Annotated in this window: 27 protein-coding genes; 10 read left to right on the forward strand and 17 right to left on the reverse strand. The window is 56.9% G+C overall.

All coding sequences use genetic code 11. The annotated features are described in order from the left end of the window. Nucleotides 1-74: 74 nt before the first annotated feature. The 5 genes from secA2 (at nucleotide 75) to WMQ00_RS03105 (ending at nucleotide 5,075) form a co-directional block, all read left to right on the forward strand. On the forward strand, nucleotides 75-2,366 hold the full coding sequence (secA2, locus tag WMQ00_RS03085) for an accessory Sec system translocase SecA2 (protein WP_340440660.1): 2,292 nt from the start codon (nucleotides 75-77) through the stop codon (nucleotides 2,364-2,366). An 85-nt stretch (nucleotides 2,367-2,451) separates the two neighbouring features. Next, nucleotides 2,452-2,886, forward strand: coding sequence for an oxoglutarate dehydrogenase inhibitor Odhl (odhI, locus tag WMQ00_RS03090; protein WP_023021587.1), 435 nt, complete (start codon nucleotides 2,452-2,454; stop codon nucleotides 2,884-2,886). A 100-nt stretch (nucleotides 2,887-2,986) separates the two neighbouring features. Next, a complete protein-coding gene (ftsR, locus tag WMQ00_RS03095; protein WP_034655346.1) occupies nucleotides 2,987-3,733 on the forward strand; it encodes a transcriptional regulator FtsR in 747 nt (248 codons plus the stop codon). Between the two features lie 38 nt (nucleotides 3,734-3,771). After that, nucleotides 3,772-4,365, forward strand: a complete 594-nt coding sequence (locus tag WMQ00_RS03100) for a bifunctional nuclease family protein (RefSeq protein WP_239208335.1) — start codon at nucleotides 3,772-3,774, stop codon at nucleotides 4,363-4,365. 146 nt (nucleotides 4,366-4,511) lie between these two features. Beyond that, nucleotides 4,512-5,075 carry a MerR family transcriptional regulator gene (locus WMQ00_RS03105; RefSeq protein ID WP_023021584.1) on the forward strand — a complete coding sequence of 188 codons (564 nt, stop codon included), beginning with the start codon at nucleotides 4,512-4,514 and terminating at the stop codon, nucleotides 5,073-5,075. Nucleotides 5,076-5,349: 274 nt separating this feature from the next. On the opposite strand, the gene WMQ00_RS03110 is transcribed toward WMQ00_RS03105, so the two are convergent. The 4 genes from WMQ00_RS03110 to gndA form a co-directional block, all read right to left on the reverse strand. Next, a complete protein-coding gene (locus WMQ00_RS03110) occupies nucleotides 5,350-6,195 on the reverse strand; it encodes a hypothetical protein (RefSeq protein WP_200287516.1) in 846 nt (281 codons plus the stop codon). Nucleotides 6,196-6,235: 40 nt separating this feature from the next. Beyond that, entirely contained in the window at nucleotides 6,236-7,084 is an 849-nt protein-coding gene (locus WMQ00_RS03115; protein WP_023021582.1) for a hypothetical protein, read from the reverse strand. A gap of 19 nt (nucleotides 7,085-7,103) precedes the next feature. Beyond that, nucleotides 7,104-8,405, reverse strand: a complete 1,302-nt coding sequence (locus WMQ00_RS03120) for a DEAD/DEAH box helicase (protein ID WP_316330929.1) — start codon at nucleotides 8,403-8,405, stop codon at nucleotides 7,104-7,106. A gap of 105 nt (nucleotides 8,406-8,510) precedes the next feature. Beyond that, a complete protein-coding gene (gene gndA, locus WMQ00_RS03125; protein WP_023021580.1) occupies nucleotides 8,511-9,962 on the reverse strand; it encodes an NADP-dependent phosphogluconate dehydrogenase in 1,452 nt (483 codons plus the stop codon). Nucleotides 9,963-10,021: 59 nt separating this feature from the next. Between gndA and WMQ00_RS03130 the strand changes: the two genes are divergently transcribed. Next, nucleotides 10,022-10,468: a PaaI family thioesterase gene (locus WMQ00_RS03130; protein WP_023021579.1), complete on the forward strand. Its 447-nt coding sequence runs from the start codon at nucleotides 10,022-10,024 to the stop codon at nucleotides 10,466-10,468. Here WMQ00_RS03130 and WMQ00_RS03135 read toward each other — a convergent pair. Both WMQ00_RS03135 and WMQ00_RS03140 read right to left on the reverse strand, forming a co-directional pair. Next, nucleotides 10,465-11,631 (reverse strand): saccharopine dehydrogenase family protein, encoded by a 1,167-nt coding sequence (locus tag WMQ00_RS03135; protein WP_340440661.1) that lies wholly within the window; start codon nucleotides 11,629-11,631, stop codon nucleotides 10,465-10,467. The genes WMQ00_RS03130 and WMQ00_RS03135 overlap by 4 nt on opposite strands. Before the next feature lie 23 nt (nucleotides 11,632-11,654). Further along, on the reverse strand, nucleotides 11,655-12,728 hold the full coding sequence (locus tag WMQ00_RS03140; RefSeq protein ID WP_023021577.1) for a magnesium and cobalt transport protein CorA: 1,074 nt from the start codon (nucleotides 12,726-12,728) through the stop codon (nucleotides 11,655-11,657). 108 nt (nucleotides 12,729-12,836) lie between these two features. On the opposite strand from WMQ00_RS03140, the gene WMQ00_RS03145 reads away from it, so the two are divergent. Further along, entirely contained in the window at nucleotides 12,837-13,439 is a 603-nt protein-coding gene (locus WMQ00_RS03145; protein WP_034655351.1) for a class I SAM-dependent methyltransferase, read from the forward strand. Here the strand turns inward: WMQ00_RS03145 and WMQ00_RS03150 are convergent. From WMQ00_RS03150 to WMQ00_RS03165, 4 genes are all read right to left on the reverse strand, one after another. Further along, nucleotides 13,436-14,971: a bifunctional hydroxymethylpyrimidine kinase/phosphomethylpyrimidine kinase gene (locus WMQ00_RS03150; RefSeq protein WP_316330927.1), complete on the reverse strand. Its 1,536-nt coding sequence runs from the start codon at nucleotides 14,969-14,971 to the stop codon at nucleotides 13,436-13,438. The two genes, WMQ00_RS03145 and WMQ00_RS03150, sit on opposite strands and share 4 nt — an antisense overlap. Next, nucleotides 14,964-15,593 (reverse strand): thiamine phosphate synthase, encoded by a 630-nt coding sequence (gene thiE, locus WMQ00_RS03155; protein ID WP_023021574.1) that lies wholly within the window; start codon nucleotides 15,591-15,593, stop codon nucleotides 14,964-14,966. The genes WMQ00_RS03150 and thiE overlap by 8 nt, the downstream gene beginning before the upstream one ends. Beyond that, entirely contained in the window at nucleotides 15,594-16,406 is an 813-nt protein-coding gene (thiM, locus tag WMQ00_RS03160; RefSeq protein WP_248098253.1) for a hydroxyethylthiazole kinase, read from the reverse strand. 246 nt (nucleotides 16,407-16,652) lie between these two features. Further along, entirely contained in the window at nucleotides 16,653-17,996 is a 1,344-nt protein-coding gene (locus WMQ00_RS03165) for an NAD(P)/FAD-dependent oxidoreductase (RefSeq protein ID WP_023021572.1), read from the reverse strand. Nucleotides 17,997-18,228: 232 nt separating this feature from the next. On the opposite strand from WMQ00_RS03165, the gene WMQ00_RS03170 reads away from it, so the two are divergent. Then, complete coding sequence (locus WMQ00_RS03170; RefSeq protein ID WP_200287504.1) at nucleotides 18,229-19,542, forward strand: SAM-dependent methyltransferase; 1,314 nt, start codon at nucleotides 18,229-18,231, stop codon at nucleotides 19,540-19,542. Here WMQ00_RS03170 and WMQ00_RS03175 read toward each other — a convergent pair. Then, nucleotides 19,539-20,447 (reverse strand): Dyp-type peroxidase, encoded by a 909-nt coding sequence (locus WMQ00_RS03175; RefSeq protein WP_200287502.1) that lies wholly within the window; start codon nucleotides 20,445-20,447, stop codon nucleotides 19,539-19,541. The two genes, WMQ00_RS03170 and WMQ00_RS03175, sit on opposite strands and share 4 nt — an antisense overlap. Nucleotides 20,448-20,591: 144 nt before the next feature. Between WMQ00_RS03175 and WMQ00_RS03180 the strand changes: the two genes are divergently transcribed. After that, the gene (locus WMQ00_RS03180; RefSeq protein ID WP_200287501.1) at nucleotides 20,592-21,065 is read left to right on the forward strand and encodes a hypothetical protein; all 474 of its coding nucleotides are present in this window, start codon (nucleotides 20,592-20,594) and stop codon (nucleotides 21,063-21,065) included. Nucleotides 21,066-21,560: 495 nt separating this feature from the next. Here WMQ00_RS03180 and WMQ00_RS03185 read toward each other — a convergent pair whose 3' ends face one another. From WMQ00_RS03185 to WMQ00_RS03195, 3 genes are read right to left on the reverse strand one after another with little or no spacing between them, the layout of a single operon-like run. Beyond that, nucleotides 21,561-21,725, reverse strand: coding sequence for a hypothetical protein (locus WMQ00_RS03185; protein ID WP_023021569.1), 165 nt, complete (start codon nucleotides 21,723-21,725; stop codon nucleotides 21,561-21,563). A 13-nt stretch (nucleotides 21,726-21,738) separates the two neighbouring features. After that, nucleotides 21,739-22,440, reverse strand: a complete 702-nt coding sequence (locus WMQ00_RS03190) for a YceI family protein (protein WP_023021568.1) — start codon at nucleotides 22,438-22,440, stop codon at nucleotides 21,739-21,741. A gap of 3 nt (nucleotides 22,441-22,443) precedes the next feature. After that, complete coding sequence (locus tag WMQ00_RS03195) at nucleotides 22,444-22,785, reverse strand: hypothetical protein (protein ID WP_034655353.1); 342 nt, start codon at nucleotides 22,783-22,785, stop codon at nucleotides 22,444-22,446. Nucleotides 22,786-22,915: 130 nt separating this feature from the next. On the opposite strand from WMQ00_RS03195, the gene WMQ00_RS03200 reads away from it, so the two are divergent. Beyond that, nucleotides 22,916-23,299, forward strand: coding sequence for an RNA polymerase-binding protein RbpA (locus tag WMQ00_RS03200; protein WP_023021567.1), 384 nt, complete (start codon nucleotides 22,916-22,918; stop codon nucleotides 23,297-23,299). 78 nt (nucleotides 23,300-23,377) lie between these two features. On the opposite strand, the gene WMQ00_RS03205 is transcribed toward WMQ00_RS03200, so the two are convergent. From WMQ00_RS03205 to WMQ00_RS03215, 3 genes are read right to left on the reverse strand one after another with little or no spacing between them, the layout of a single operon-like run. Next, nucleotides 23,378-24,271, reverse strand: a complete 894-nt coding sequence (locus WMQ00_RS03205) for a polyprenol monophosphomannose synthase (protein WP_023021566.1) — start codon at nucleotides 24,269-24,271, stop codon at nucleotides 23,378-23,380. A 5-nt stretch (nucleotides 24,272-24,276) separates the two neighbouring features. Next, entirely contained in the window at nucleotides 24,277-25,806 is a 1,530-nt protein-coding gene (lnt, locus tag WMQ00_RS03210) for an apolipoprotein N-acyltransferase (protein WP_023021565.1), read from the reverse strand. Next, nucleotides 25,806-26,408, reverse strand: coding sequence for an FxsA family protein (locus WMQ00_RS03215; RefSeq protein WP_023021564.1), 603 nt, complete (start codon nucleotides 26,406-26,408; stop codon nucleotides 25,806-25,808). The genes lnt and WMQ00_RS03215 overlap by 1 nt, the downstream gene beginning before the upstream one ends. Nucleotides 26,409-26,467 lie beyond the last annotated feature (59 nt).

Below are 26,467 nucleotides of genomic sequence, written 5' to 3' on the forward strand. Positions count from 1 at the left end.
ACGGGCCTCTTTCCCGCAATCCATACGAGGTTGACTACAGTCGATAGGAGCAATCCATTTAAGGAGGATGAGTCATGGGCGCGTTTGATTGGTTCTGGAAGGCAATGGGCTCGCAAAGCGAGCGTAATAATAAGAAATCCAAGGCCATCGTGGGTTCGGCAGACGAAGCTGCCCGGACATTGAGCCAGCACGATGACGCAGCTGTGGCCCAGGCCGCGCGCGATGCCGTTCAGTCCGGTGAGATAGTGGACAAGGCGCAGTTCCTCGCGGCCCTGGCAGTGGCCTGCGAACGCACCCTGGGCATGAACCCCTTTAACGTGCAATCACAAGCGGTCCTGCGCCTACTCACCGGAGACGTCATCCAGATGGCCACCGGTGAAGGCAAGACACTGGTGGGTGCCATGGCTGCCACCGGCTTTGCGCTGACCGGAAAGCGCGTCCATGTAGTTACCGTCAATAACTATCTTGCTGCTCGCGACGCCGAATGGATGCGCCCCGTAGTGGAGTTCTTTGGCCTGAGCGTTGCCTCGGTAACAGAGGGCATGACTCCGGACGAGCGCCGCGTTGCCTACGCACAGGATATTATCTATGCGCCCGTGAACGAGCTAGGCTTCGACCTGCTGCGCGATAACCAGATCACTGACCGTTCCCACACCGTGCAGGCCGCCGGGGATGTTGCCTTGGTGGACGAAGCCGACTCCGTCTTGGTAGATGAGGCCCTTGTGCCGCTGGTACTTGCCGGAAACCGACCGGGCGAAGCACCCACCGGACATATCACCAATGTGGTTTCCCACCTGCGCGAAAAGCTGGACTACATCATCTCTGAGGACGGCCGCACCGTTCAATTGACCGAAGATGGTGCGCGCCGTGTGGAGCAAGAATTGGGCATTGATTCGCTCTATTCCGAGGAGAATATCGGCACCATTTTGGTGAAGGTTAACCTTGCCCTGCATGCCAAAGCGCTGCTTATCCGAGACATTCACTACATTGTGGTTGACGGCAAGCTGCAGCTTATCGATGCCTCGCGGGGCCGCGTTGCCGACCTGCAGCGCTGGCCCGATGGCCTGCAAGCGGCGGTAGAGGCCAAGGAAGGCCTGGAAGTCTCTGAAGGTGGGCGCATTCTCGATACCATCACCTTGCAAGAACTTATACGGCGCTACCCACTGGTGTGCGGGATGACGGGCACCGCGGTGGAGGCAACCGATCAGCTGCGCCAGTTCTACGGTCTGCACGTCTCTGTTATTGACCGTAATAAGCCTCTGCAGCGGTTTGACGAACAAGACCGTATCTTTGCGACGGTCGAGGATAAATCTGCCGCTATCGTGGAAGAAATCGCCGCCATCCACGCTACGGGGCAACCCATCCTGGTGGGCACGCAGGATGTCGCCGAATCGGAGGATTTGGCAGATGCACTGGGCAAGCGGGGCATTGAGGTCAATGTCCTCAACGCCAAAAATGATGAGCAAGAGGCGCGGATAGTCGCCGAGGCCGGAGATATCGGGCGCGTTACCGTTTCTACCCAGATGGCCGGTCGTGGTACTGATATCAAGTTGGGCGGCGCTAGTGAGGCCGACCATGACGCAGTAGCGGAGCTTGGCGGCCTAGCGGTCATCGGTACCTCGCGGCACCGCACCGCCCGCTTGGACAACCAGCTGCGCGGGCGTGCGGGCCGGCAAGGAGATCCGGGGCTTTCCCTCTTCTTTGTCTCCTTGGAGGATGACGTGGTTCAGCAAGGCGGCGACGGCGAAACTGTCCGCGCCCAACCGGCCGAGGACGGACGTATCGAGTCCAAACGGGTCAGTGACTTTGTAGCGCACTGCCAGCGCGTGACCGAAGGGCAATTGCTCGAGATCCATGCCCAGACATGGAAGTACAATCAGCTCTTAGCTGATCAAAGCATCATCATTGATGAGCGCCGAGCCAAGCTTTTGGATACCGATCAAGCCTGGCAGGAGCTTTCCCAACGCGCCCCAGAGCGCGCAGCAGAGCTTGCGGAGGTTCCCGAGGAAGCTCGCGTTAAGGCCGCACGCGAAATCATGCTTTATCACTTGGACCTTGCATGGGCCGACCATCTGGAGCTCATGGACGATGTCCGTGAGTCCATTCACTTGCGCGCTATCGCCCGCGAGACGCCGATCGATGAATACCACCGCATTGCGGTAAGGGAGTTTAAGGACTTGGCCCAGCGGGCCGTCGAAAAGTCGGTGGAAACCTTCCACACAGTGCTTATCGACGCCGCCGGGGCGCACCTTGATGACGCCGGCCTAGCCCGCCCGAGTGCTACGTGGACCTACATGGTTTCCGATAACCCCCTTGCGGGCAAGGGAAATTCCGTGCTGAGCGGTATCGGAAACATTTTCCGGTGAAATAAATCTCCACCAAAGGGTCGCGGACCCAAATAAGTCGCTAGTATTGTCATAAGTAACTCGTAACTAATCCCCGGAGGTAACAATGAGCGAGAACACCGGAACCCCGGAACCACAGGTAGAGACCACATCTGTATTCCGCGCAGACCTGCTCAAGGAGATGGAAAACGGCGCGAATGGCAACGAGACTGCCGTTGCCGGTACCGATAACCTGGCAGAGGGCCAGGCACTCTTGGTGGTCAAGCGCGGCCCGAATGCGGGTGCCCGCTTCTTGTTGGACCAGGCGACTACCACCGCTGGCCGCCATCCCGAGGCGGACATCTTCCTCGATGACGTTACGGTATCCCGCCGTCACGCGGAATTCCGCAAGAATGATGATGACAAGTTTGAGGTAGTTGACGTGGGATCCCTCAACGGAACCTACGTGAACCGCGAGCCACGCAACTCCCAGGTGCTCGAGGTGGGAGATGAAATCCAGATTGGCAAGTTCCGTTTGGTTTTCATCGCTAACCAGAGCTAATTCTTTCGTAGACCAGCCGCGCTTCCGTTCGAGGAAGGGCGGTGTAGTCTACGTATGGCACGATAAGAACTTTTTTCAGGACCCCTAAGAGATAGACACAGTGAGCGCAGCAGATTCTTCGGCAGCAGCAGTACGCCGTACCAGCCCCAAAGCTAAAAAGGCTAAGACTATGTCCATTGGCGTGGTTTTGGAGACGCTGAATCAGCAATTCCCAGACGTCACGGTGTCCAAGATTCGCTTCCTTGAATCAGAGGGGCTTATTAGCCCGCAGCGCACGGCCTCGGGCTACCGCCGCTTCACCCAAGAAGACGTGGACCGGCTGCGTTATATTCTCACCACTCAGCGCGATAACTATACGCCGCTAAAGGTTATCCGTGAGCAGCTAGAGGCCATGGATTCCGGTCAGGTCACCGCCATTGTTTCTGCGGGCCATGCCGAAACCCTCCTGTCCCCGCAGCAGTTTAAGGCCCCTGTCGTCACGCGTTTGACTGATGTAGAGGTAGCCACGCAGGCGGGGTCCAGTGAAGATGACGTCGCATCCTTAGTGAAGTACGGCCTCATTCGCCCAGATGCTGCTGGGTTTTTCAATACCGATGACGTGGCTATTGTCTCAGCCGCCGTGGCCCTCAAGGCTTTTGGTTTCGGTGCCCGTGAGCTTAAGTCCCTGCGCAATAACGCGCGCCGGCAGGCTGACCTGATTTCCCAGGCCGCAGCTCCAGTGGCACACTCAAACTCTGATACTGCACACCAGAAGGCGGAAGAAATCTCCCAGCAGATGACCGCGCTCGTGGTGTCTTTGCATGCGACCCTGGTGAAATCAGACCTACGTGACGAATACCAGGCTTAATACACCACCAATTCCATCTTTGTGGGAGAGTGGTAGTCATGAGTGATGTAACCCTAGAGTTCCACGGAATCCACCAAGTCGGTCCTGAAGATGATGTCTGCGCATTGTTGCGCTGGCCAGAGGAAAATCGCTTGATCCCCGTGTGGATTTCTCCCATTGAGGGCATGCAATTGGCCGCCGCTTTAGATGGGCACCAGCCAAACCGGCCCAACTCGCACGATCTGATCTGCGAGATCCTTGAGGCAACAGGCGGGGTGGAATCCATAGACGTTGCCAACTACCACCAGGGAACGTTCATGGTAGACATTAAGGCTGCGAACGGCGAGGCTTATGATGCTCGGGTTAGCGATGCGCTAGCTGTATCCGAATTTTTCAATGTCCCCATTTCTGCCGAGGCGGAGCTCCTCGCGCAGGTATCCGTTTATGCCAGTGATGCGGATCTGAAAGAATATTTCGACTTGGAGATTTCTACCCCTTCTCAAGATGATTCGGAAACTGGCAGCGAAAACGCGGAGTCTTCCACATCGGCATCAGGGAATGCGCAGGCAGATGCGGATTTCGAGGCCATGATGAGATCTTTGGGAATGGAAGAAAAGGATTTCCTTTCGGGGGATGATGAAGAAAAAAGTTAATGACACGCGTGTGACTAATGGTGACAATGTGGTTCTAGAAGTCTAAAGTTGTACTTGAAAGTTGAGCAGGCAGCGCTTGACGGGTGCATGCGCTTGGCTTTTAATTGATCTTTAGAACTTCCAACAAACCCCATTGGAGTAATTACGTGAGCATTATCGAGGACTCCCAGTCCGAATCCACCTACGTACAGGAATCACTTTTTGATGTCGGACCTGATGAGGAAGTGGGCTACCGCGTGCCTATTGCCTGCCAGGTTGCCGGCATTACTTATCGCCAGCTGGACTATTGGGCACGCACCAACTTGGTGAATCCGTCCATTCGAACGGCACGTGGTTCTGGTTCCCAGCGCCTGTATTCCTTCAAGGATGTATTGGTACTCAAGATTGTTAAGCGCCTGCTAGATACCGGCATTTCCCTGCAAAATATCCGTTTGGCCGTTGAGTCCCTGCGGGATCGTGGTGTCAATGATTTGGCAGAGCTCACCCTCGTATCAGATGGCACCACCGTGTATGAGTGCCGTTCTAACGATGAGGTAATTGACTTGCTTGCCGGTGGCCAGGGCGTCTTTGGCATTGCAGTTCCTGGTATCTTGAAGGAACTGTCCGGTACCATTTCTTCTTTCCCTTCGGAACGCATCGAAGACTTCGCCGAGGACAACGTCGTCGGGCTCGACGAGCTTGCTGCCCGTCGCAAGCGCAAGAGCTCCTAGGCTTTGAACATAAGAATCCACCCTATTTCCCGGCTCACGGGGAAATAGGGTGGATTTTTGATCTCCAAACAACGAGCAGCCTACGTTAAGCGCCCCTCGGAACCTTGTATCTCTTCGCGTCGCTGGGCCCTAGCCCAAGGCGCTTCAATCCGGCTTTTAACACGGGCTCGATTATTGAAGTGCCACCTGTGCCTAGCTGTCGGTACCTCTATGGAGATAGAAATAAAGGCACCCAACATAATCGTTTGGTGCCGAGGGAAAGGGCGGTTGGATATTAAACGCCTGCGGCCTTAGTTATAGCGCCAGTAAGCTTGGCTTCCTCCGCTGAGTCAACGGTGGTGAAACTATCGGCTGCGGACTTTAGAGCTGCATCCACGTTGCCTTCACCTACGTGCACGACACTGAGGGAAACGTCCTTCGAAGCAGCGTCCTTAAGTGCAGCCGTAAATTGAGCATCATCCATGTCTTGCTCGGTACCTGTAGTCACCACGAGCACCCGCGCCTTGTCGCCGCTACCTGCAGCTTGGTCGGCAGCGTTAGCTACAGCCGCTACAACAGCGCTGCGCGTTTGTGGAACACCGCCGGTACCAAAGCCGCCGAGGGTGCCGGATACGGCATTGCCATCCCCAAAACCCAAGTTCTGGCGGTAGCCAACCGTTGCCGTCTCAGAGATGGGTGAAGAATAATTCCACAAGGACACAGCCCCGCCGTCAGCAGCTAGGTCAGACGCGGTGGTGCCCAAGGCCTGGGAGACAGGACCGTAGATGGGAGCCATTGAGGAGGAAGTATCCAAAAGAAGTAGGGTATTTGCAGCCATCGTTAGATCGGGTTTGGGTTGTGCTGCGGAACTAGGAGCTGGGGCGGAGCTCCGTGGAGAGGAAGAACTGGTAGGCGCGGCGGAAGTGGGGACACTGGAGGTCGTTTTCGTGGTCATCTCCGTTGTAGCCTCGCTGCTGCTTTCAACAGCTGCGGGAGCAGCGGCATCGTTCTCATCGGCGTTGTCCATACCTCGCACGAGGAAGGTCACCAAGGCGATGATGGCCAGAAGCGCGATGACAGCCACTGCAATAACCCATCCCGCTACTGCGAAGGTATTTTTCCCATTTGAATGCCGTGCCATGTGGTGTGTTCCTCCCAAGCAAACTGCCGTTGTTAGTGGCTTATTGTAGCGGGGCGAGTGCCTGATCTATCACAGCGACAAGCCTGGCTCGCAGCGGTTCGGCCTTCTGCGCCAGGGAACGCTGCCGAGAGACATATTCGGCTTTGCCTTCAGGGGTTTCGATGGGCACTACCCCGAGACCCCAATCACGGCAGTCATAAGGAGAGGCCTCCATGTCTAGGATGCGTGCTTCAATCGCCAAATCTAGGCAGTCAAGGAATAGCTTGCCGGGAACCAAAGGGCCTAGCTTCCACGCCCATTTATAAAGATCCATCGTGACGTGTACGCAGCCCGCTTGGTCATTTGCGGGCTGGTCTTCGCGGTGCAGCACGGTGAGGTTAAGCGGACGAGCTGGTGGGGTGAAGAAACGGAAGGCATCGTAGTGGGAGCACTTAATTGAGTGTTCATCCACAACGCGGTTTGTGCCTTCTGCACCTAGGCGCAAAGGAAGCGAATGGCGCGGGGTGTCTGTGTGGTAAACCATCGCCCATTCGTGCAGGCCAAAGCAGTCAAAGTGGGCGGGGTTGCTTGCAGAGTGGCGAAGAAGATTCGAGATATAACGAACCGAGCTACCGCGGCGTTGTAGAAAGCCAGCCACATCGACGGTTACGCCGTCTGGGGTGGCGTGGTAGTCGCGCCATTCGGCGTGTGGGGGAGTGCCTTCTAGCGCTATTCCTACACCCGGGTGCCAACGCTTCAAGTGGGAAGGCCGGACGGGGTAGTACTCAAAGAGAAAATCGAAGACAGGGTGATAGCTGCCAGGGTGGCGGAAACGCTCTAAGCGGTCGGTGGCTTGCTTTTCGTGTTGTTGCAGCTGAGCTTGCCAATCATCCGGGCTCAAAGTGTGCACGAGGGCATTCCTCCTTGTCTTAGCGGCCGCGGCGACGGGTGTTTCTACTACCTGGGCGGCGGCGTTGAGATGGGGATTTCTTCTTTGCGGGCTTCGCTTGGTTCTGGGGCGTGGCCTGCCCAGGCGGGGGAAGGGCGGGACCATTCGGTTTGCGAGCACCCGTTACCTCCTTGAGTACAGGTGCACCTGCAGGAATATCGCGGCTAGAAATATCGTGCTCAGTAGCCGTGACCCCTGCTTTGTTAATAAGCGCTGATACTTCCTTGCGTTGTTCATCCATGACCAAAGTAACGACGGTCCCCGCCGCGCCGCCACGTGCCGTGCGCCCAGCGCGATGGAGATATGCCTTGTGTTCTGCGGGTGGATCGATATGAACGACGAGGGAAACATCCGCAACATCGATACCGCGGGCGGCAATATCTGTGGCAACCAGCACGGGGACGCTGCCATCGCTAAAGCCCTCGATGGCGCGGGTGCGCGCGCCTTGCCCCTTATCTCCATGTAGCGGATAAGCATTGATGCCAGCACGGCGCAGCTTTTTGACTTGCCTATCCACCCCGTGCTTCGTACGCATGAACATGATGGTTTTGCCCTGGCGAGCAGCAATTCGCAAGGCTACTTCATTCCGCGCCGGACGGTCACCGACGAAAAAGAGATGATGGGACATGGAGTCCACCGCAGCTTGAACCGGAGCAGTGGAGTGGACAATAGGATCGTGGAGGAATTGCTCCACCAGCTTATTGACGTCCCCGTCGAGGGTCGCCGAAAACAGCAATCGCTGACCTGTTGCTGGGGTCAACCGCAGGAGTTTGCGTACCTGGGGTAGAAAGCCCATATCGGCCATTTGATCGGCCTCATCAAGGGTGGTGATGCGGACCGCATCCAAATACAGCTTTCCCTGGTTTATGAGATCTTGGGCGCGGCCAGGGGTGGCGACGAGAACATCGACGGGGCGTGCCAGCGAGCGGATATGGTGATTGATATTTACCCCACCCACCACGGCGAGAACTCTCAAGCCAAGCGTTGCCGCAGGTTCATCAAGACGCTGGTAAATCTGGGTGGCCAACTCCCGGGTTGGCGCAAGAATGAGCGCACGGGGATGAGCGGGCTTGGAAGCACCCGTTCCGGCAAGGCGCGCGAGCATGGGTAAACCGAAGGTAAAGGTTTTTCCGGAACCGGTAGGGCCGCGGCCGAGTACATCTTTGCCCGCGAGGACGTCGGGAATCGCGGCGCTTTGGATGGGAAATGGTTCGGTGATGCCTTGGTCACGCAATACGTGCACTAGGCGCTGGGGTAAGCCGAGATCGGCAAAGGTAGTCATTGTTTACCCATACTATCGGCAGTAAGGCGGATCGCCGCATTCGTGTGGAAGCGCCTGCTAAATATGGGAAAGGGCCCCGAAGGGCCCCATCAAAGAAATACGAATCTAGTCGATTTGGGTCAAGCTGCGGTCGCCAGACCACTCGATGTGGAAGGCACCTGGCTTATCGGTGCGCTTGAAGGTGTGTGCGCCAAAGAAATCGCGCTGGCCTTGAATCAGGGCGGCGGGAAGGCGCTCGGCGCGCAGGCTGTCATAATAGGAGAGGGAAGAGGCAAAGACTGGGGCCGGTAGGCCCAGCTGAGTGGCAGCGACGACTACTCGGCGCCACGGATCGATGAGGTCTTCCAGCTCACCCTTGAAGTAAGGATCGAGGATGAGGGCAGGAAGGTCTGCATTATTGTCGTAGGCTGCGCGGATGCGATCCAAGAACTTGGCCCGGATGATGCAGCCGCCACGCCAGATAGTAGCTAGGTCGCGAGGGTCCACATCCCATCCGAATTCCTCGGATCCAGCCTTGATCTCATCGAAGCCTTGGGAGTAAGCAATGAGCTTGGCCGCATAAAGGGCGCGGCGCACGTCTTCAATAAACGCGGCTTTGTCCACGTCCAGCTCCTTGATAGTGCCGGCAGGCAGCTGGCCTTCTTGGGCAGCGCTGCGCTGCGCGGTGGAGGAGGAAAGCGCGCGGGCGAAGACCGATTCGGCGATGCCGGTAATGGGAACACCGAGCTCCAAGCCATTGATGGCAGTCCAGCGGCCGGTGCCCTTTTGGCCGGCGGCGTCTACGATGACGTCGACAAGCGGGGCACCAGTCTCCGGATCCTTTTGGGCCAAAACCTCGGCGGTAATTTCAATGAGATAGGAGTCAAGGTCGCCGGAGTTCCATTCGCGGAATACCTCTGCGATCTCGGCCGGCGCCATGCCTGCACCGTAACGCAGTAGCTGATAAGCCTCGCCGATGACCTGCATATCGGCGTATTCGATACCATTGTGGACCATCTTTACAAAGTGGCCGGCGCCATCTGGACCAATGTGGGTAACGCATGGAGTGCCATCAACATTAGCGGCGATGGACTCAAGAATCGGGCCAAGAGTCTCCCAGGATTCCTTCGGGCCACCAGGCATGATAGCCGGGCCATTGAGCGCACCCTCCTCGCCGCCAGAGATGCCAGCACCCACAAAGTGCTTGCCGCGGGCGGCTACGTCCTTCTCGCGGCGAATGGTGTCCGTGAACAGCGCGTTACCGCCATCAATAATGACATCGCCCTCATCCATGGCCTCAGCCAGCTGATCGATGACCGCATCGGTGGCCTTGCCAGCCTTAACCATGATGATTGCCTTGCGTGGGCGCTCCAAAGAAGCCACGAAGTCCTCGATGGTCTCCGAAGGCACGAAATTGCCTTCCTCACCGTGAGCCTCAATGAGCGCATGGGTCTTTTCAGGGCTGCGGTTGTAGACCGCTACGGTATTGCCGTTGCGGGCAAAGTTACGGGCCAAATTAGATCCCATGACCGCCAATCCCACGACGCCAATTTGAGCAAGTTCATTCTTATCAGTCATGCTGCCTATCCTACGTCACTGAGATGCGGTGCTGGCATCAATGGCTAGGCTGGTGGACTATGTCGGATACGCAGAAACTCAATGACTTGCTTCACCTCGCTCATACGCGGGTACTCACTGCAGAAGAATTGGCGTCACTTAATGCCCTCAATGGCGGCCTTGCGGAATTGATAGGGCTGCAATTTACCCATATAGGCCCGCGCGAAGCGCGTGCGAAACTGCAGGTTAAGCCCGAGCATCATCAGCCCTGGGGAGTGGCCAATGGCGGGCTGTACTGTTCCATTGCAGAAACCGTGGCCTCCATCGCGAGCGTGGTGGCTGCCGACGCCCCCGCAGTAGGAGTGAATAATTCCAGCGACTTTATCCGCTCTACGGGACAGGGGGAACTGGAGGCTGTGGCTACACCAGTGCAGCTTGGCGGGCGCACCCACCTGTGGAGCGTTGAGATGCGCCAGGGCGGGGAGCTCATTGCCCGCACCACTTTGCGCACCATGATTTTGCGTTAGCTCACCCGCTTGGCAGTAAAGGACATCCCGTGGGAGGATAGCCGTTCCAAATACGGCTCAGCTAGTCCGGTGGCCGGGGTAAGCACGCCTCCTGTGCGGTCAGAGTCGGTGCGCGATTCGAGTAGGCAGAGTGCAGCCTGGCTCAGCATCATGGCGGTAACCTCGTAGCCGGGGTCCCCCAGCGCTGAGACGGTTGCAAGCCAGCGCTCGCCGTCCTCAGTCACACCGTGGTGGCCGATGTGGAAATGTGCGCCCTCAAGCCCAGGCGTGGGCAGGACCTTTTCCACCACGGGGCGCAAGCGTGATTGGGTGCCATCAAAAAGCAGCTTGGTGGCGAGTGCCAGTCCATAGGCCCGTGCACGACCGGCTAGCCCAGTCCCTGCAAACCACGCTTCCTTATAAAACAAGCGCTTGCCCCACGCCCGCCCAAGCAGAGCGTTGGAGCGGCGCACCACGCGGGTATTAAACATGGACATGAAAAATGGACCCACCCAGCCCACGCCGTCGACTTCTTTGATTTCGAAGTCATTTTGAAGGCCGTCTAAGCGTGGCCCGGCCTTGGGATCCGGGTCTAGTGAGTAAGGATTGTGCAGGTTGCGGGCCACATCTTTATCCGCGTGCGCGGCATGCGAGACCTGCAGGGAAGACTCTATGGTGCCCGGTGAGATTCCGCCTTTGAGCTTGTCGACGACCATCTGCACCCGTGCAAACGGCTTTCCTGCCGCCTGGTAGAGATTGAGCATGCCAATATCCGAGGGGACGGAATCGAAGCCGCAGGAATGAACGATGCGCGCACCTGTAGATTCGGCCACGGCATGGTGGGAATCGATGCTGCGGCGAATAAAGGGAACCTCACCGCACAGGTCAACATAGTCTACGCCATGGCGCGCGCAGGCGGCAACGACGTTATCCCCATAAAGGCTGTAGGGTCCGATCACGGTGATTAGTACCTTGGTATGTTCCACCATGTGCTCCACAGCGTCGGCATCATCGGCGGCGGCGATGGCGATGTCCCAGTGCTGATTGAGTTCATCGCGCAGCGCGGCTAGCACCGGTCGGTTCCGGCCGGCCAGAGTCACAGAGGGCGCGTTAATCGAGGCAAGGTAGCGCGCCACCAATTGCCCGACAAGCCCGGTGGCACCATAGACAGTGATATCGCTCATAGTATACGAGCGTACCGCAGTTTTTAGAGCCAGTGGTTCTTTCGGAACCAAGCCCACAGGCCCACAACGACCAAAATCATAATGATAATCGCCATGGGGTAGCCCAAAGCCCAATGCAGTTCCGGCATGATGTCGAAGTTCATACCGTAGATACCGGCCACCAGGGTGGGCGCAGCCCACATGCCAACGACCGCAGAAATGGTGCGCATATCTGAGTTTTGCTGCATGGTTACCTTGGCCACCGAGGCATCGATAAGCGAGGTAAGGCGCTCATCGAAGCTGGAGACCTGGTCTTTGACTACGAGCTCGTGGTCGTTGACGTCGCGCAGATACGAGCGCAATTGCTTAGAAATCAGATCCTTGTGGTCAGAAACCATGGATTTCAGTGCCACCGAAAGTGGGTCGATGGCATGCTTCATCTCCAGCACCTCACGCTTGAACATGTAAATGCGGTCCACATCAAACTTGAGGTTAGGGGTAAAGATTTCTTCTTCCAGCTCATCGACCTCAATGCTGATGAGACGAGAGATCTCCGAGTAACGGTCCACCATCATATCCAGGATCTTCCAGGCCATAGCCACTGGGCCAAGCTCCACCAGATCCTGCTCATCTTCCACCGTGTAGGCCAAGTTGGGAAGCTTTGCCCCGTGGCGCACGGTAATGATGAAGTTGGAACCCATGATCATCTGGATCTCACCGGTAGAAATGATCTGGCGCTTATCCGTTACTTCATCATGGTCGCGATAGTTCACGGAGCGGGCGACGACGAAGAGCTGGTCATCGTAGCGTTCGAGTTTGGGACGCTGGTGAGCCATAACTGCGTCTTCCACGATGAGTTCGTGGATGCCAAACTGTGAGGCTACCTTGGTCATCTGAGACTCATAGGGCTCGTGCAGGCCCACCCAGATAAAACCACGGCCATATTCTTCGATAGCTTCCAAAGCAGAGCTGGTGGAGTATTCACCGGGAAGCGACTCGCCATCAACAAAAACGCGGCAGTGTTCAATCGCGCGTTCCGGCGGTACCGGCAGGGAGGTGGGCTTACTTAGAGGCTCGGGTTTCTTGCGGCCCCTAAAGGGTGAAGGTACGGATGGCATCGTTTCAGCCTCCTTTGCGCGGTAGTGCGGACAAGTTCGCAAAAATTCGACGGCGATTTTATGCAGCGGGTAAATCTTACACCGAAGGCGGGTAATATAATCGAATCTATGCCCACGTGGAAAGAAGTAACCGAAGCTAATCCCGAGCATTCCCATAATTTTGCCCGCAAATGGAAGCTGCTTGCCGCACAAGGCAAGGACATCAATGGCGAGGCCCGGCTTATTGATGCCATGGTCGAGCGCAACTCCACCATCCTCGACGCCGGCTGTGGCACTGGCCGAGTCGGTGGCGAATTGCTTCGCCGCGGCCACAGCGTCGTGGGAGTCGACGTAGATCCCATTCTTATTGAGCACGCAGAGCACGACTTTCCGGACGGCCACTGGTTCGTTGGAGACCTGTGCGAGGAAGAGGTGCCGGAAGGCCCCTTTGATATCGCCGTGTCTGCCGGCAATGTGATGGGCTTTCTAGCAAAAGAAGGCCGCGAGCCCGCTTTGCGCAATATCTTTAATTCTCTCAAACCAGGTGGTCGCCTGGTCACCGGCTTCGGCGAGGGCCGGGGCTGGGAGTTCTCCGACTTTCTTGATATGGCGCAGAAGGTGGGCTACCGAGTCGACTTCACCTTCTCCTCGTGGGACATGAAGCTATTCTCGGAGCATTCCACCTTCCTCGTCGCCGTCCTTTCGCGTCCGGGGTCGGACCTTCTGGCCTAAAAGCGCCTATCGGCTTGGTCGAAGAAATCTACCTCATGGTGGCTCGCTGTGATGTAGGCGCGCTCGGCCCGTGTACGAGTGCGCTCATCCGCCCCGCTGAGAGCCTGCTCGACAATGTCGAGGCTGGCGCGGACTCCGTTGAGGAAGTCTTCACCGCCGTACATGGAAAGCCAGGAGTGATAGGGATGTTCTGGGGAATCGAAATCTGCGAGGTGTAGGCCTACCTCTGCATAAAGCCAGTAGCAGGGCAATACTGCCGCAGCGCCTACCACGTAGTCATCCGTATGAGTTGAACGGATAAGGAAGTCCGTATAGGCGCTAGTAACCCTAGAAGCTGCGGTAGTGATGCCCTCTTGGAGCCAGCCGCGGTGCAGCTCGGCCTCAACCGCCAAGCAATCATGCGCTCCTTCGGCCCAGTGCAGTTGCTGTGCCGCTGCAGGGGCTAGGCTGGCTAGGCGCGCCAAGGCCTTGGAATAGGCGTTGAGGTACTGGGCATCTTGGTCAAGATAGAACCCAAAGGCTTCTTTATCCAAAGCGCCCGTTCCCAATGCCCGAATAAACGGCAGAGCCTTGATAGCCTCCCAGTGATTTCCCGCCAGGTTCCACAGACGTTGCGTGTGTGGTCCGGCCGCAGGAACGCGGGGCTGCTCGACGTTTTCTGGTTCCTTCAAGCTGCCGGACAGGTAGGGCTGCGGCAGGGTAGAGGCCGCCCGCATGAGGCGCTGCGAGCGGTGCAGGTGGTCCACGGGACCGTGCCCTTTGCCCACCTGGAGCGCATCCGCGTGCACAATGGCTTCGTGCAGCCAGTGGGTGGACCACGTAAGCGCTGCGGTGTGGCTATCGCCGGCTCCAAGCCGGGTAGCCAGAGCAGAGGAGAGGGAGCAACCTGTGCCGTGCGTATTCTTCGTGTCCACCCGGCTCGAGGAGACGCGGTGAACGGACCCATCCGGATTCACTACCGCATTGTCTGCGATATCGGAATCGAGGTGACCGCCCTTGACCACAACTGCAGTAGAAGCTTCCTTCGCCCATTGTTTAGCGGTGGCGATGGCCTGCTCGAGGTCGCCTGCCTCCTCGGTGTTGGTGAGAACAGCCAATTCTTTCAAGTTTGGGGTGATGATATCCACCCGGGAACACAGATCTCGCACGGCCTGTTCGGCTTCCTGCTCCAGCAGCCTATCCCCGCTGGTAGCCACCATGACCGGATCCAAGACCACGGGAACATCCTCCGGCAGGCGACGTAGGAAATCTGCGACCTTGGCGGTAATGGCGGCGTCTGCAAGCATGCCAATCTTTACCGCGTCTATCTCCACATCGTCAATGACTGCGTCTAGCTGCTCTTGCAGAAATTCTACTGGCGGGACATGTACGCTGCGGACACCCTGGGTGTTTTGGGCTACCAAGGCTGTTACCACATTCATGCCATATCCGCCCGCAGCGGCAATGGACTTTAGGTCAGCCTGGATGCCCGCTCCGCCCGTGGGGTCTGTACCCGCGATGGACAGTACGCGGGGATAGTTGCCCTTAGCCATGGAAAGCCTCCTTTAATCGGGCGGCTGCTGCTGCAGGATCCTTGGCCGCCATGATGTCGCTGACTACGCAAATGCCGGCAAAGTCGCTTCCCGCCAGCTCGTGCGCGTTATGGTCTTTAATGCCGCCGATGGCGACGGAATCAATGCCGCGTTCCCGTGCGGCGCGGGCGAGGGCTGCTGCTGCATCTGGCCCCATCCCCGCCGGGGCGTTCTTCTTCGTGTTCGTAGAATACACAGGGCCGATACCGATGACATCCGGGCGGGCGTCATCCGAAATGGCAGCAAGTTCGGCGTGGTTGCCAATGGACAAGCCGATAAGTTGCTCATCGGACAGCATCCCTCGGGCTTCACGAAAGGCCATGTCATTTTGACCAATGTGTAGATGGCAGCCGAGTTTTGCTGCTACCTCCACGCGGTCATTGATAAAAAGCGGAACATTGCCGAGCACGGCCAGCAGCTCGCGGGCGGTGTGTTCAATCTGCTCATCACTAGCTTCCTTATCCCGCAGCTGGACGACGCTAACCCCACCGCGTACAGCTTCCTTCACGATGCGAACCACGTTTTCTCGCCCGCCTGCCAGATCTGGATCTGTGACAAGGTAAAGCGACCAGTCGATTGCCATTTAAACCCCTTCGACGTCTGTGAGCTTGATTAGTCCCTCGATGTCCGCCGTCGGGACATCGTAGAGCGCGTCCAGCCAAGCAACGGCAAAGGAGCCTGGCGCGTGGTGCTTTTCAGCTGCCACGCTGCCTGCGGCTCCCACGTGTGCGTGGGCCGCGATGATTGCTTCGAAAGGATCCTCCCACGCCGCCAAATATGCTGCGCAGATAGCACCGAGTGAACAACCAGTACCAATGACGTTTTGGAGCATCGGATGACCGGAGTGCAGATAGGCAGCGCGCGTGGTTTCACCGGCGTGGACGATAAGATCGCGTGGGCCGGAAATGGCTACTACAGCGCCAGTGTCCCGGGAAAGCGCTAGTGCGGAATCTAACGCGGCTTCCACTTCATCAGTAGATTCGACACCGCGGCCGCCCTGTCCGGTACCTGCGAGCGCAATGATTTCTGAAGCATTGCCGCGGATTGCCCCTGGGCCAAGGGGCAGCACGTCGTGCATGAACTTGGTGCGGTTGGAGAGACCGCCGGCACCTACCGGATCGAGTACCCAGGGGGTCTGTGCGGCATTCGCACCCGCGATGGCCTCGCGCATGCCGCCGTATTGTTCGGAGCTAGGCGTGCCACAGTTGATGAGAACACCGCCGGCTACCTGTGCAAACTCGCGGGATTCCTCCGGAGTATCAACCATCGCCGGGCTGGCGCCAACGGCCAAGAGGGCGTTGGCGGTGACGTTGGAAACGACCTTATTGGTCAAACATTGAATAAGTGGTGTGGACTCGCGCACGGCATCGTGCGCGCGGAGAAAACTATATCCCACAACTATCCCTTCGCTAGTTCTAACTGAGTGCAGGTTCGATGGGTATTTCTCAGCCGCACTGTGTGCGGCACCCCATGTTGCGTTTCTCAGCCTAACAAAGGTCACGGAAACTATGTGCGAAAATCGGCGCTCCAGTGCCCAGTTGGGGTGGTGCTATCGCTATCAATGAGTAACGACAGGAAAATAGAAAATCGCCGCCCTTGCCCTGCATTGAGGCAGGAGAGCGGCGATGCGATCGAGGAGTAATTACTTCTCGTTCTTGTTAATGATGTTGCGCGCGATGCGCTGCTGAGTGGTGATTTCTAGGTTGCCGCGGTCACGGGAAAGAATATTGGTTGCCCAGTTCACCAGCACTGCCAGGCGGCTGCGCAGGCCAATCACATAAGTCAGGTGCAGGCCCAGCCAAGCTACCCAGCCAGCGAAGCCACCGAACTCGGTCTTGCCCAGCTTGACGACGGCGTTGAAGCGCTTGACGATTGCCATGGAGCCCTTGTCAAAGTAATCAAAGGCTTCCTTCTCATTGGCGGTAGACTCCTCGTCCACCTTTGCCTGAATGAGCTTAGCGACGTGCGCGCCACCCTGGATAGCAACCTGTGCGAGGCCAGGCAGGCGGTTGAGGGAGATCATGTCACCGACCATGTAGACGTTATTGTGCTCGCCCACGGTCAGGTCCTCATTCACGGAGACACGACCAGCGCGGTCTGCCTCGACGCCAGCCTGCTCGGCCACCATCTTGCCCAGTGGGGAAGCGGCCACACCGGCGGACCAGATCTTGGTAGCGCCCGTCAGGGTGGTCTCTTCCTCGGTTTTCATGTCCTTATAAGTGACGGTATCCGCAGTCACATCGGTCACCATGGCGTTGAGGTGCACCTGTACGCCTTCCTTTTCCAAGGTGCGCTGTGCCTTGCGGCCCAAGCGCTTGCCAAATGGCGGCAGTACCTGTGGGGCGCCGTCAAGCAAGTAGATCTTGGCGGAGGTGGTCCCGTAGTTGGAATAGACATCGTTGAGGGTGCGGTTTGCTAGTTCGGCAATCTGGCCGGTCAGCTCGACGCCGGTTGGCCCAGCACCAACGATGATGAAGGTAAGCAGGCGCTCGCGCTCCGCTGGGTCATCGGTAAGCTCAGCCTTCTCAAACGCTGAGATGATGCGAGAGCGCAGCTCGAGGGCATCGTCCAAGGTCTTCATGCCTGGGGCGAACTCTGCAAAATGGTCGTTGCCAAAATAGGACTGACCGGAGCCCGCTGCAACCACCAGGGAATCATATGCGTAAGTGCGGGAGAACTCATCCTGCTCGGCAGTGACGGTCTGGTCAGCCAGGTTGATATCGGTAACCTCGGCGTTGACGAAGTGAACATTATCCTGATCGCGCAGCAGCTGGCGGGTGGACGGGGCCACCTCACCGGCGGAAATCATGCCTGTTGCTACCTGGTACAGCATCGGCTGGAACAGGTGGTGGTTCTTCTTATCGATGAGAGTGATTTCTACATCGGCGTTCTTTAGCTTCTGGACGGTGTTGAGACCACCGAAGCCAGCGCCAACCACGACAACGTGGTGACGGCCACCATTGGGACGATAAGCGGTATCAGTCATGGATTTATTGCGACCTTCCTCAAGAAAGCTAATGTTTTGCACCCATTCAGTGTAAACACTTCTAACAGAACGTGCATACTCATTGACTGATAAACTTCCGTGCATCGTTATTATTTTCGCGGCAGGAACCATTGCGCCTGTGCGGAGCGCCTAAGCCGAGGTGCGTGCCAAGCTGACTAAGGTAATTGCCGATAGTGACTTCCTCCGCCCACCAAGGAGCGCACCTGGCATTATGAGTTTTATCCGCCCCGAGCATTTGAGCTCCATCGATGCAGATTCCTGGCCCAATGTGGCTACAGTCCCTTCACCTCGTTGGCCTGGTTTAAAGGCTCGCCGTGCAGAGGCTGAATTTGCCAAGGCTTGCGATGACGCCGGATTGGAACTCGACTTGGAAGTAGAGGGCGGACCAGATCTCAAGGTCGGACACGATGCCTTGTTTGAACGAATCGCCGCCAGTGGATGGCTGGGGTTCGCAGAAAGCTTTATGGCAGGAGAGTGGTCCGTCAGCTCGTCCTCCCAGCTGGTAAAAGTGCTTGGGCGGTTGCTGGGGGTGGGATATCTTCCCAAGGCCAAGATGCTAGACACCGGCAATTCGGAGCCAGGGGAGTTGCCGATGGATTTGGTCCGGCTCTATTCCGGTGATGGTTTAAGCCATGTGGGTGGCATCTTTTCTAGCGGTGTGCCGACGACCATTAGGGAGACAGTAGAAAGCTATAGCCCCAAGGCCGGCCGCAAGGAACCGAAAAGCCACTTCGTGGATGTCACGACGCTAAGCGAGCCCACGAGTGTGGACAGAGATGATTTGGGCGATGCCCAGCGTCGCGCCGCTGATTGGCTTCTCGACGTCACTCGCACCGGCGCCGGAACCCACCTATTGGTGTACCCAGCCGCTGGAATGCAGCCTGCCATGCGCGCAACCAAGCGGCGCGCAACGGTAGACGTATTGACCAGCGATGTAGAGCAGATAAGTCACATGCGTGAGGCGCTCGTGCTCGAGGGGGCAGATGATTCCATCCATGTGGAACGCATTCCCGGGGTTGTCCCAAATCCCAAGCAATGGCGCGGACACTATGACGCAATCGTCACCGTGGAAAAGATAGAACAGCTTAGCCCACAGGAGCGCAAAGAGTATATTCGCGCAGTCGACCGGTTCTTAACCCCTAATGGCCGGGCAGGAATTCAGTCCCTTGTGGCGACCGAAGCAATGACCGACGCCGGAAAGGCCTCGATTCAGGCCTTGCGGGCATATGTGTGGCCTGCACTGGACTATCCGCTTACTGCGGAGCTGCACCAGCTCGTCGATAAGAACTCGAACCTGCGCATCGTATCGGAAACACACGTGGGGACGCACTACCTAGAATCTTTGCGTCAGCAACGATCCTTTTTTGATGGGCACCTGCGGGAGGCCGCGGCGGCTGGGTTCGACCCAGTATTCCGCCGCCTGTGGAACTTCCAATTTGCCCTCCGCGAGGCCTTAATGACGCTCGGAATGATTGATGCGGTGCAATTTGGATTGGTCCACCGCAACCGTGGGGGACGCCGCTAGGCGGGCGGTAGCTCGTCGAAGTTTTTCATCAGGTCCGCGCTGGGCACAAAGAAGTTGGTGCCAGTAAGAGCGGTGGAGAAGTCTAGAATGCGGTCGTAATTTCCCTCTGGCTTGCCGATGAACATATTGCGCAGACGTTCCATGACGTTTTCTGGATCCTTTGCATAGCCGATGAAGTAAGTACCCATCTCACCAGCAGCAAAAGAACCAAAGACCATATTCTCGCGGTAGATATCTTCCTCAAGGTCGTTGAGAGCAACGTGAGAATTGGAAGGCTTGATATCATCGTCGAGCTCGATATCGTCAGCCTTGGTGCGACCAATGACCTTTTCTTGCTCTTCGGTGCTCAGCTCGTTCCACTTGTCGAGGTCGTGGATGTATTTTTGTACGGTGACATAGGAGCCACGGGGGTAATCGGCGGCGTCGTCAAGCAGCACGGTATCCAAAGCTTCCTCGGCGAGGGGATTGGCGGTGCCGTCTACAAAGCCAAGCAGGTCGCGCTGGTCAAGGTATTTAAACCCGTGGGTCTCATCGATGACCGTTGCAGCATCACCCAGTTGGTCTAAAACCTGCCGGGCCATTTCGTGGCAGAGATCGTAGCTATTAGCGCGGAAGTGGAACAGAATATCGCCTGGCGTTGCTGGGGCCTTGTGCGCTGCGTCAATTGCCTCGAATTCCTTTAGCCGATTAGGAAGGGGTGCGCTGGTCAAACGCGGCCACATGGAGGCGCCAATGCCAACTACGGTATAAAGCTCGCCTTCGTTATAGCGGAAGTTCACGGACTTGAAGAGTCCGGCGAACCCCGTCAGCATGTCGCGGGTGGCTTGCTCGCAGCCGTCCTTGATTTCGAGAACTAGAAAGAGGGCTGCGCGGGAAGGCTTATCTACTACATGCTGAATCGTCATAATGCCGATTTTACGCACCCAGTAGTGATCAGGTCCGTTCGCCGACTTGGAATCGCCCCTGATAGAGACCTGCTTGGCCTTTATATGCGCTAGTGTGCATTTTAGTTGAAAACTAACCGATAGCCGGGTGAGAAGATGTGGGGCATGGATACGAAGAAGCAAAAGAAAAGCACCGCGCGGATCTTCGTATTATTTGCGCGGAAAGACGATTCACTTGATGAGTCCTTTGCAGGGGTTGCGCTGACGCGCGCCCAAGAAGAAGCCATGGGGCAATGCGTAGACCGCTCAGGGGTGACCTGTTGGACTGAAGAGACATGCCTGCGTGGGTGGAACGGTCCACTGGATGAAGAACACCATCCGGAAGTGGTTTACATCGTATTTAGAGGTGGACACGCGCAGGGATCGGATCCGTCGAGCGCAGAATTCGATCCAGAGCTTAAGGCCGCATGGGCTACGAGAGACCAAGCCGAGAAAGAAGTCGCCCGCGGCAAGAGTAATGACGAGAGACCAATCTTCGTGAAGGAATGTCATATTTGGAAAGCTTCATTCGGGCGCGTGTTGTCAGGAGCGAACAATAGAGGCGGGGTCCAGGTATCAATGTATGGAGTCAGGAACTAAAAGGGGGGAATGCCACCCCTAGTTTAAATGACATAATGTACATTATCGGACATCTATCCATGGTTAGGCAGTTCCTCATTTATACCTTGGCATACCTCGAGCCTTCTGGTCGGTCTTATCAGAATCCCCGCTTGCTCCTTTTATTGCGGCGATTATCTTCGCTCCGCCTTCTGCTGTGAAGCTCTGCTTTGCGATGTCGCGCAGTTGCCGCGATACACTCCAGTGGCCACTGGTCCGCCAAGCTGGCTGACTAATCCTATTGAGGGCCGCCGGTATGCAGTCTGCCTCTGCGACGCCAGGCGCCTTAACTATTAAGCACTATTGAGCCCCTCCGTGCCACGGGCGCCAGCCATCTATGGCGTGTGGCTCCCGATGGGTGGTCAGACGGGTGGATTTTGGCAAAAATGCACCCCCACTGGAGTATGCAACCACACCACCATATAACGTCACATTGACGATATTCGGGGCAACTACCGCTCGCTTTGGATGTCTTATTTAACGATTACGGTAAGCACTCCACAGCTGCCATATAGTCAAAAGCGCCAAGCAGGCAGAAATCGCTACGATGACCCACATGTGTTGAACGGCTACGAAAATGGTAAAGCCGATGACTATAAGAAGGCGCAGCCACATAAACGGGATCATTTGGCGGGTGTTCATAGGCTCGTCCTTATTAGTCCTTCTTGAAGGAAATGCGAAGATTGACCTCGCCCTTTTCCTCAACCTTTGCGGCCAACATTTCCGGGGTTTCTACGCCATAATCAAGGCGATTAACTGGAACGGTGCCGCCGATGACGATGTTATCCCCGTCGCGGAGAACGTCAAAGTCTTGGGAAACCTCGTGTGTCTCATCCTTGATGGTCAAGTCACCGGTGAGCTTTACCGTGCCAATGGTGCCGTCATCTGGGACGTCGGCAAGCGAAGCGGGTTTGGTGAGCTTAAAGGAAGACTCTGGGAAAAGTTGCGTCTCAAAGAGTTTGGACTTCATATTTTGGTCGCGGACCTTTTTATCCGTAGACAACTCATCCATATCCACGGTGACCGTCGCGGTTTTGAGGGTGGAATCAGAAATTTCTGCTTGACCGGTTACCTCAGTAGTCGAACCAGATGTAGTGGTCTTTTCTGCAGGTAGGATCTCATTGAAGGTAAAACCAACCGAGGTATGATTATCAGCACGCCCCTTGGCAACCTGCCAGGATCCATCTAGTTCCGTAGACGCAGCCTTAGCTCCATCGGCGGAAATAGGCTCTGTTTTTACACCGGCGCCCTTGAGAAGCGAATACACCATAGGGCCAATGGCCACGGCGGTGAGCAATACAATGAGCACCACAAAGATGGTAATGACGAGCTTGCGGTTATAAAAAAGCTTTTTCATCTTCTATCGAAGTCCTTCTAGGCGTCGGGCCAGGGCTACAAGCTCTTCGCACAAACCGGCAAGCTCCTGCGCACTAGCACCTTCCTCCGCGGCGGTATTGATATCTTCTGCGGAACAACGTAGTTCAAAAAGTCCGTCGCGCAAACTTTCTGCCTTCTCCGGAGTAAGGATCACAGCGTTAGCGGGAATACCCGTGCCACTAACATTATTTCTTTGCTCATACGCCCGCTGTTTGCACGAGGCGCTGCAAAACTTCCGTGGCCGCCCTCTACCGCCTTGATCAATGTCCTTCCCACACCACTGGCAGGAACCGACGTTGCGTTCACGACTAGCTGTACGGATCACCCGATACACTTTAGTCCATTTTGGGCGGGCTGGGAACAAAGGCGCGAGGGTGTTCGTTATAATTAGTAGCTCTTAGGCGAAGTTTTGCTTCGCACTCAATCAGGGATCTCTTTGAAAAGGATGATGTTGCATGGCAGATCGCGTACTCCGTGGCAGCCGTATGGGCGCAGTCAGCTACGAAACCGACCGCGACCACGACCTCGCACCGCGCCAAATGGTGAAGTACCGCACCGAAGACGGCGAGATTTATGAGGTGCCTTTTGCGGATGATGCTGAAATCCCTGAGGAATGGATGTGCAAAAACGGCAAGCTAGGCCACCTTGTAGAAGGTGAAGGCGTTGAGTCTAAGCCGGCTAAGCCGCCACGTACCCACTGGGATATGCTGCGTGAGCGCCGCTCCATTGAGGAGCTGGACGAGCTCCTAGAAGAGCGCATTAACCACCTGCGCTCCCGTCGCCGTTCCGCAGCCCGCCTGCTAAAGGAGCAGCAGGAACAGCAGCAAAAGAACTCATAAGGTTCTGCCGCAGACAAAGGCCCGTACCTCCTTAATTTTACTAAGGGACGGTACGGGCCTTTAGCGTTGAAGCATGGGCTACTTCTTCAACTGTGCAATCTGGTGCTTTGCTAGGTGAGCAATTTCCCCGGCGAAGTCAGATGCCCAGCCGGCGCCCTTGCGGGCCTGCACGCCTAGATCGTGAATGGAGCCATCCTTGACCTCACGATTGACCAGCTTGGATACGGCGCCGCCGAAATCCTGCAGCTGCTCCGTGCGGTGGGCAACGCCCCACTTGGTTACCTCCAGCAGGGAATCTTTCACGAAGGAACCATCAAGCTTGGACTCGCCGTATTCGCGCTCGGTGAAGGTAATAGGAACCTCGCGGACATCGAAGCCGGCCTTAACCGCGCGGAAAGCCAGATCCACCTGGAAGATATAGCCCGCCTTGGATAGCTCGTCGAAATCAATGGATTCGAGGAGCTCGCGGCGGAAGGCACGATAACCGGCGGTCATATCGGACAGACCAGCGCCCAGCGCCACGGAAATGTAGATATTGCCCAAACGGGAAAGGTACTCGCGAGAAGCCGGCCAGTTGACGGTCTCGCCGCCCGGAATATAGCGGGAGCCGATAACTAGGTCCGCACCCTTGTCTACCTCTTCGAGCAGCAAGTGCAGCTGCTCCGGCGCGTGGGAGCCATCTGCATCCATCTCGCACAGTACCTGGTAATCACGCTCCAAGCCCCACTCAAAGCCAGCGATATAGGCGCCTAGCAGGCCACCCTTGCCTTCGCGGTGGAGAACGTGGATATGGTCATCCTGCGCTGCGAACTCATCGGCCTTGTCGCCGGTGCCATCGGGCGAGTTATCGTCCACGATGAGGATATGCACCTCTGGGACCGCCGCGCGGACGCGTCCAGTAATGAGAGGTAGGTTTTCGATCTCGTTGTAGGTCGGGATGATGACCAAGGTCGAGGCTTCAAGCGTGCTCACAGTGTTTATGCTCCTACGTATGTATCTGTGCCGGAGCGGCGCGGGGTGCGTCGCAGGCGGTTTGTGCGCAAAGCTACCAGTGCGCAGACTGTTCCAATAATAACCATGAGCCATTGCAGGGGCGAACCAAACCTAACGGAAAAGGTCTCGCCGCTACGCAAAGGCAACTGCTCCACGAGAGCGGCCGGCGTAAAAATTTCCGTGGACTGGCTGACGCGGCCATCGGGGTGAACAATGGCAGATACTCCAGAGGTTGCCGCCACCACCACGGCACGGTCTGTCTCCATCGCACGCAGCCGGCTCATGGCCAATTGCTGGTAAGTCATATCCGAGTAGCCAAAGGTGGCGTTATTGGTTGGCGTAGTCAGCAATTGTGCGCCATTTTTGACCGATTCTCTAAAGGCGTTGTCGAAGGAGACTTCGTAACACGTTGCCACGCCTACCGGCACGCCCGCCATGGAAACCACACCTGGACCATCGCCGGGTTTGAAGTCCCCGGCAAGATCCACGTAGTCAGAAAATTTGGCAAAGAAATCCCGCATGGGCATGGTCTCACCGAAAGGCTGCAGGTACTTCTTATAGTGGTGGTCCCCTACCGCGTGGCCAGGGGCAAAGACCTGCATGGTATTGCGGGCGCCCACGTCATCGCGCGTAGCGGTGCCAACCAGAACGGGGGCATCAATCGCATCAACGGCACCACTGATTGCCGCGGCTGCCCTACCGTCATGGAAAGGATTGATATCGGATGAGTTTTCAGGCCAGATGACAAGGTCGATGTCCTTGTCGCGCGCGGCCAGCTTCTTCGTTTCAGCCACATGATTATTGAGAACCGCTTGGCGTTGCCCAGCAAAATCTAGGCCCATGCGAGGCACGTTTCCTTGGATTGCCGCAACCTTTGCTTCGCCAATAGTAGCGTCGTCTCGGTTGATGCCCAATCCTGCCACCGTCGCCGTTATTAGGGGCAGGATAGCTGCTGCAAGGGCGATACCCTTGACCGTCCAGCTGCGGTGAAACAACAGGGCGGCGATTCCGCAGCCACACAGTACTGTGGCGACGGTGATAAGCGAGGTGCCACCCCACGGCGCTAGCTTGGCTAGCGGCCCGTCGATTTGCCCCCAAGCCAGTTTGACCCAGGAAAAACCACCGAAAGGTAGAGAAGAACGCAGCACCTCCACCGCGAGGTAGACGAACGGGAAAACAATAAAACCGTACTTCCACCGTGCCACCGCGGCGCCGCCAAAGCCCAATAGGATGGCGTAAACCGCAAGCCATACTGCCAACGCAATATACGGCCCGCTTCCCACCAATTCACCGATCCAGGGCAAGGTGAGAAGATAGAGCACGAGTGAATGCGCTACCGCGAGTAGTGCGCCCAGACGGGCGGAGACGTGCCTAGTTCCCCAAGGCATCAAACTCACATAGAGCAAGCCCATGCCTGCGACTGCGGCCCACCACCAGCCGCGGGGCTCAAGGGCGGCATAAGTAAGCAGACCAGAAAGGCCCGCCACTAAAAGGCGGGCAAGGATAGGCAACACTAGCTCTTGCCGCCCTTAGTCTCGCCACCGGCAGGGCCAAAGTCATCCGGATCTAGGTTTTCAGTCCACCGGCGAATCTCTTCCTCATCCAAGACCTCATGTGGGCCAGCGTCCTGAGTACTCGGGTGCCCGCTGTGTGCGGCTTGTCCGCGGCCGAAGGAGCCAAAATCGCCATACGTGTCATGCTGCTGCGCCATCGGGGTTGCCTCGTAGATCTTGACACCCATATTCTCGATCTTGCGGTACAAAGACGCTGCCATAACTGTGCGGATGATTGCACGGGTGGGCGAGAAAATAAGTAGGGCGCCGAGAATCGTGGTTAGGAAGCCAGGCAAGGAGAGCAACATGCCGCCTACCAAGGTAAGACCTACGTTGCTGGCAGTCTTGCCCATATTGCCGCCGCGGACAACGTAAGTGCCGTCTCCTGTGCGCTCGACCTGCTTTCCCATCAAGCGCCGGACTTCAATGCCGGCGATGGACATTCCGAAAAACATGGTGACAAAGAGCGCGATTAGCGCCCAACCAACACCGATCCATGTGGATACGGCCCAGAAAGTCAGGGTTTCTGCGACCATGTAGAGAGCAAAATAGAAAAACGGCATGGCCTCAGTTTAACGAGGCAGACTGAAAATGCGCTGGCAACACTCGTGAACTATGCTGC

This window comes from Corynebacterium sp. KPL2825 (assembly GCF_037908445.1).
Classification (GTDB): Bacteria; Actinomycetota; Actinomycetes; order Mycobacteriales; family Mycobacteriaceae; genus Corynebacterium; species Corynebacterium kefirresidentii.

Excerpts from the sequence above, each read along its gene's own strand:
- secA2 (WP_340440660.1), top strand. The coding sequence starts at position 75 with ATGGGCGCGTTTGATTGGTTCTGGAAGGCAATGGGCTCGCAAAGCGAG.
- odhI (WP_023021587.1), top strand. The coding sequence starts at position 2,452 with ATGAGCGAGAACACCGGAACCCCGGAACCACAGGTAGAGACCACATCT.
- WMQ00_RS03100 (WP_239208335.1), top strand. The coding sequence starts at position 3,772 with ATGAGTGATGTAACCCTAGAGTTCCACGGAATCCACCAAGTCGGTCCT.
- WMQ00_RS03110 (WP_200287516.1), bottom strand. The coding sequence starts at position 6,195 with ATGGCACGGCATTCAAATGGGAAAAATACCTTCGCAGTAGCGGGATGG.
- WMQ00_RS03120 (WP_316330929.1), bottom strand. The coding sequence starts at position 8,405 with ATGACTACCTTTGCCGATCTCGGCTTACCCCAGCGCCTAGTGCACGTA.
- gndA (WP_023021580.1), bottom strand. The coding sequence starts at position 9,962 with ATGACTGATAAGAATGAACTTGCTCAAATTGGCGTCGTGGGATTGGCG.
- WMQ00_RS03130 (WP_023021579.1), top strand. The coding sequence starts at position 10,022 with ATGTCGGATACGCAGAAACTCAATGACTTGCTTCACCTCGCTCATACG.
- WMQ00_RS03135 (WP_340440661.1), bottom strand. The coding sequence starts at position 11,631 with ATGAGCGATATCACTGTCTATGGTGCCACCGGGCTTGTCGGGCAATTG.
- WMQ00_RS03140 (WP_023021577.1), bottom strand. The coding sequence starts at position 12,728 with ATGCCATCCGTACCTTCACCCTTTAGGGGCCGCAAGAAACCCGAGCCT.
- WMQ00_RS03145 (WP_034655351.1), top strand. The coding sequence starts at position 12,837 with ATGCCCACGTGGAAAGAAGTAACCGAAGCTAATCCCGAGCATTCCCAT.
- WMQ00_RS03150 (WP_316330927.1), bottom strand. The coding sequence starts at position 14,971 with ATGGCTAAGGGCAACTATCCCCGCGTACTGTCCATCGCGGGTACAGAC.
- thiE (WP_023021574.1), bottom strand. The coding sequence starts at position 15,593 with ATGGCAATCGACTGGTCGCTTTACCTTGTCACAGATCCAGATCTGGCA.
- WMQ00_RS03165 (WP_023021572.1), bottom strand. The coding sequence starts at position 17,996 with ATGACTGATACCGCTTATCGTCCCAATGGTGGCCGTCACCACGTTGTC.
- WMQ00_RS03170 (WP_200287504.1), top strand. The coding sequence starts at position 18,229 with ATGAGTTTTATCCGCCCCGAGCATTTGAGCTCCATCGATGCAGATTCC.
- WMQ00_RS03175 (WP_200287502.1), bottom strand. The coding sequence starts at position 20,447 with ATGACGATTCAGCATGTAGTAGATAAGCCTTCCCGCGCAGCCCTCTTT.
- WMQ00_RS03180 (WP_200287501.1), top strand. The coding sequence starts at position 20,592 with ATGGATACGAAGAAGCAAAAGAAAAGCACCGCGCGGATCTTCGTATTA.
- WMQ00_RS03185 (WP_023021569.1), bottom strand. The coding sequence starts at position 21,725 with ATGAACACCCGCCAAATGATCCCGTTTATGTGGCTGCGCCTTCTTATA.
- WMQ00_RS03190 (WP_023021568.1), bottom strand. The coding sequence starts at position 22,440 with ATGAAAAAGCTTTTTTATAACCGCAAGCTCGTCATTACCATCTTTGTG.
- WMQ00_RS03200 (WP_023021567.1), top strand. The coding sequence starts at position 22,916 with ATGGCAGATCGCGTACTCCGTGGCAGCCGTATGGGCGCAGTCAGCTAC.
- WMQ00_RS03215 (WP_023021564.1), bottom strand. The coding sequence starts at position 26,408 with ATGCCGTTTTTCTATTTTGCTCTCTACATGGTCGCAGAAACCCTGACT.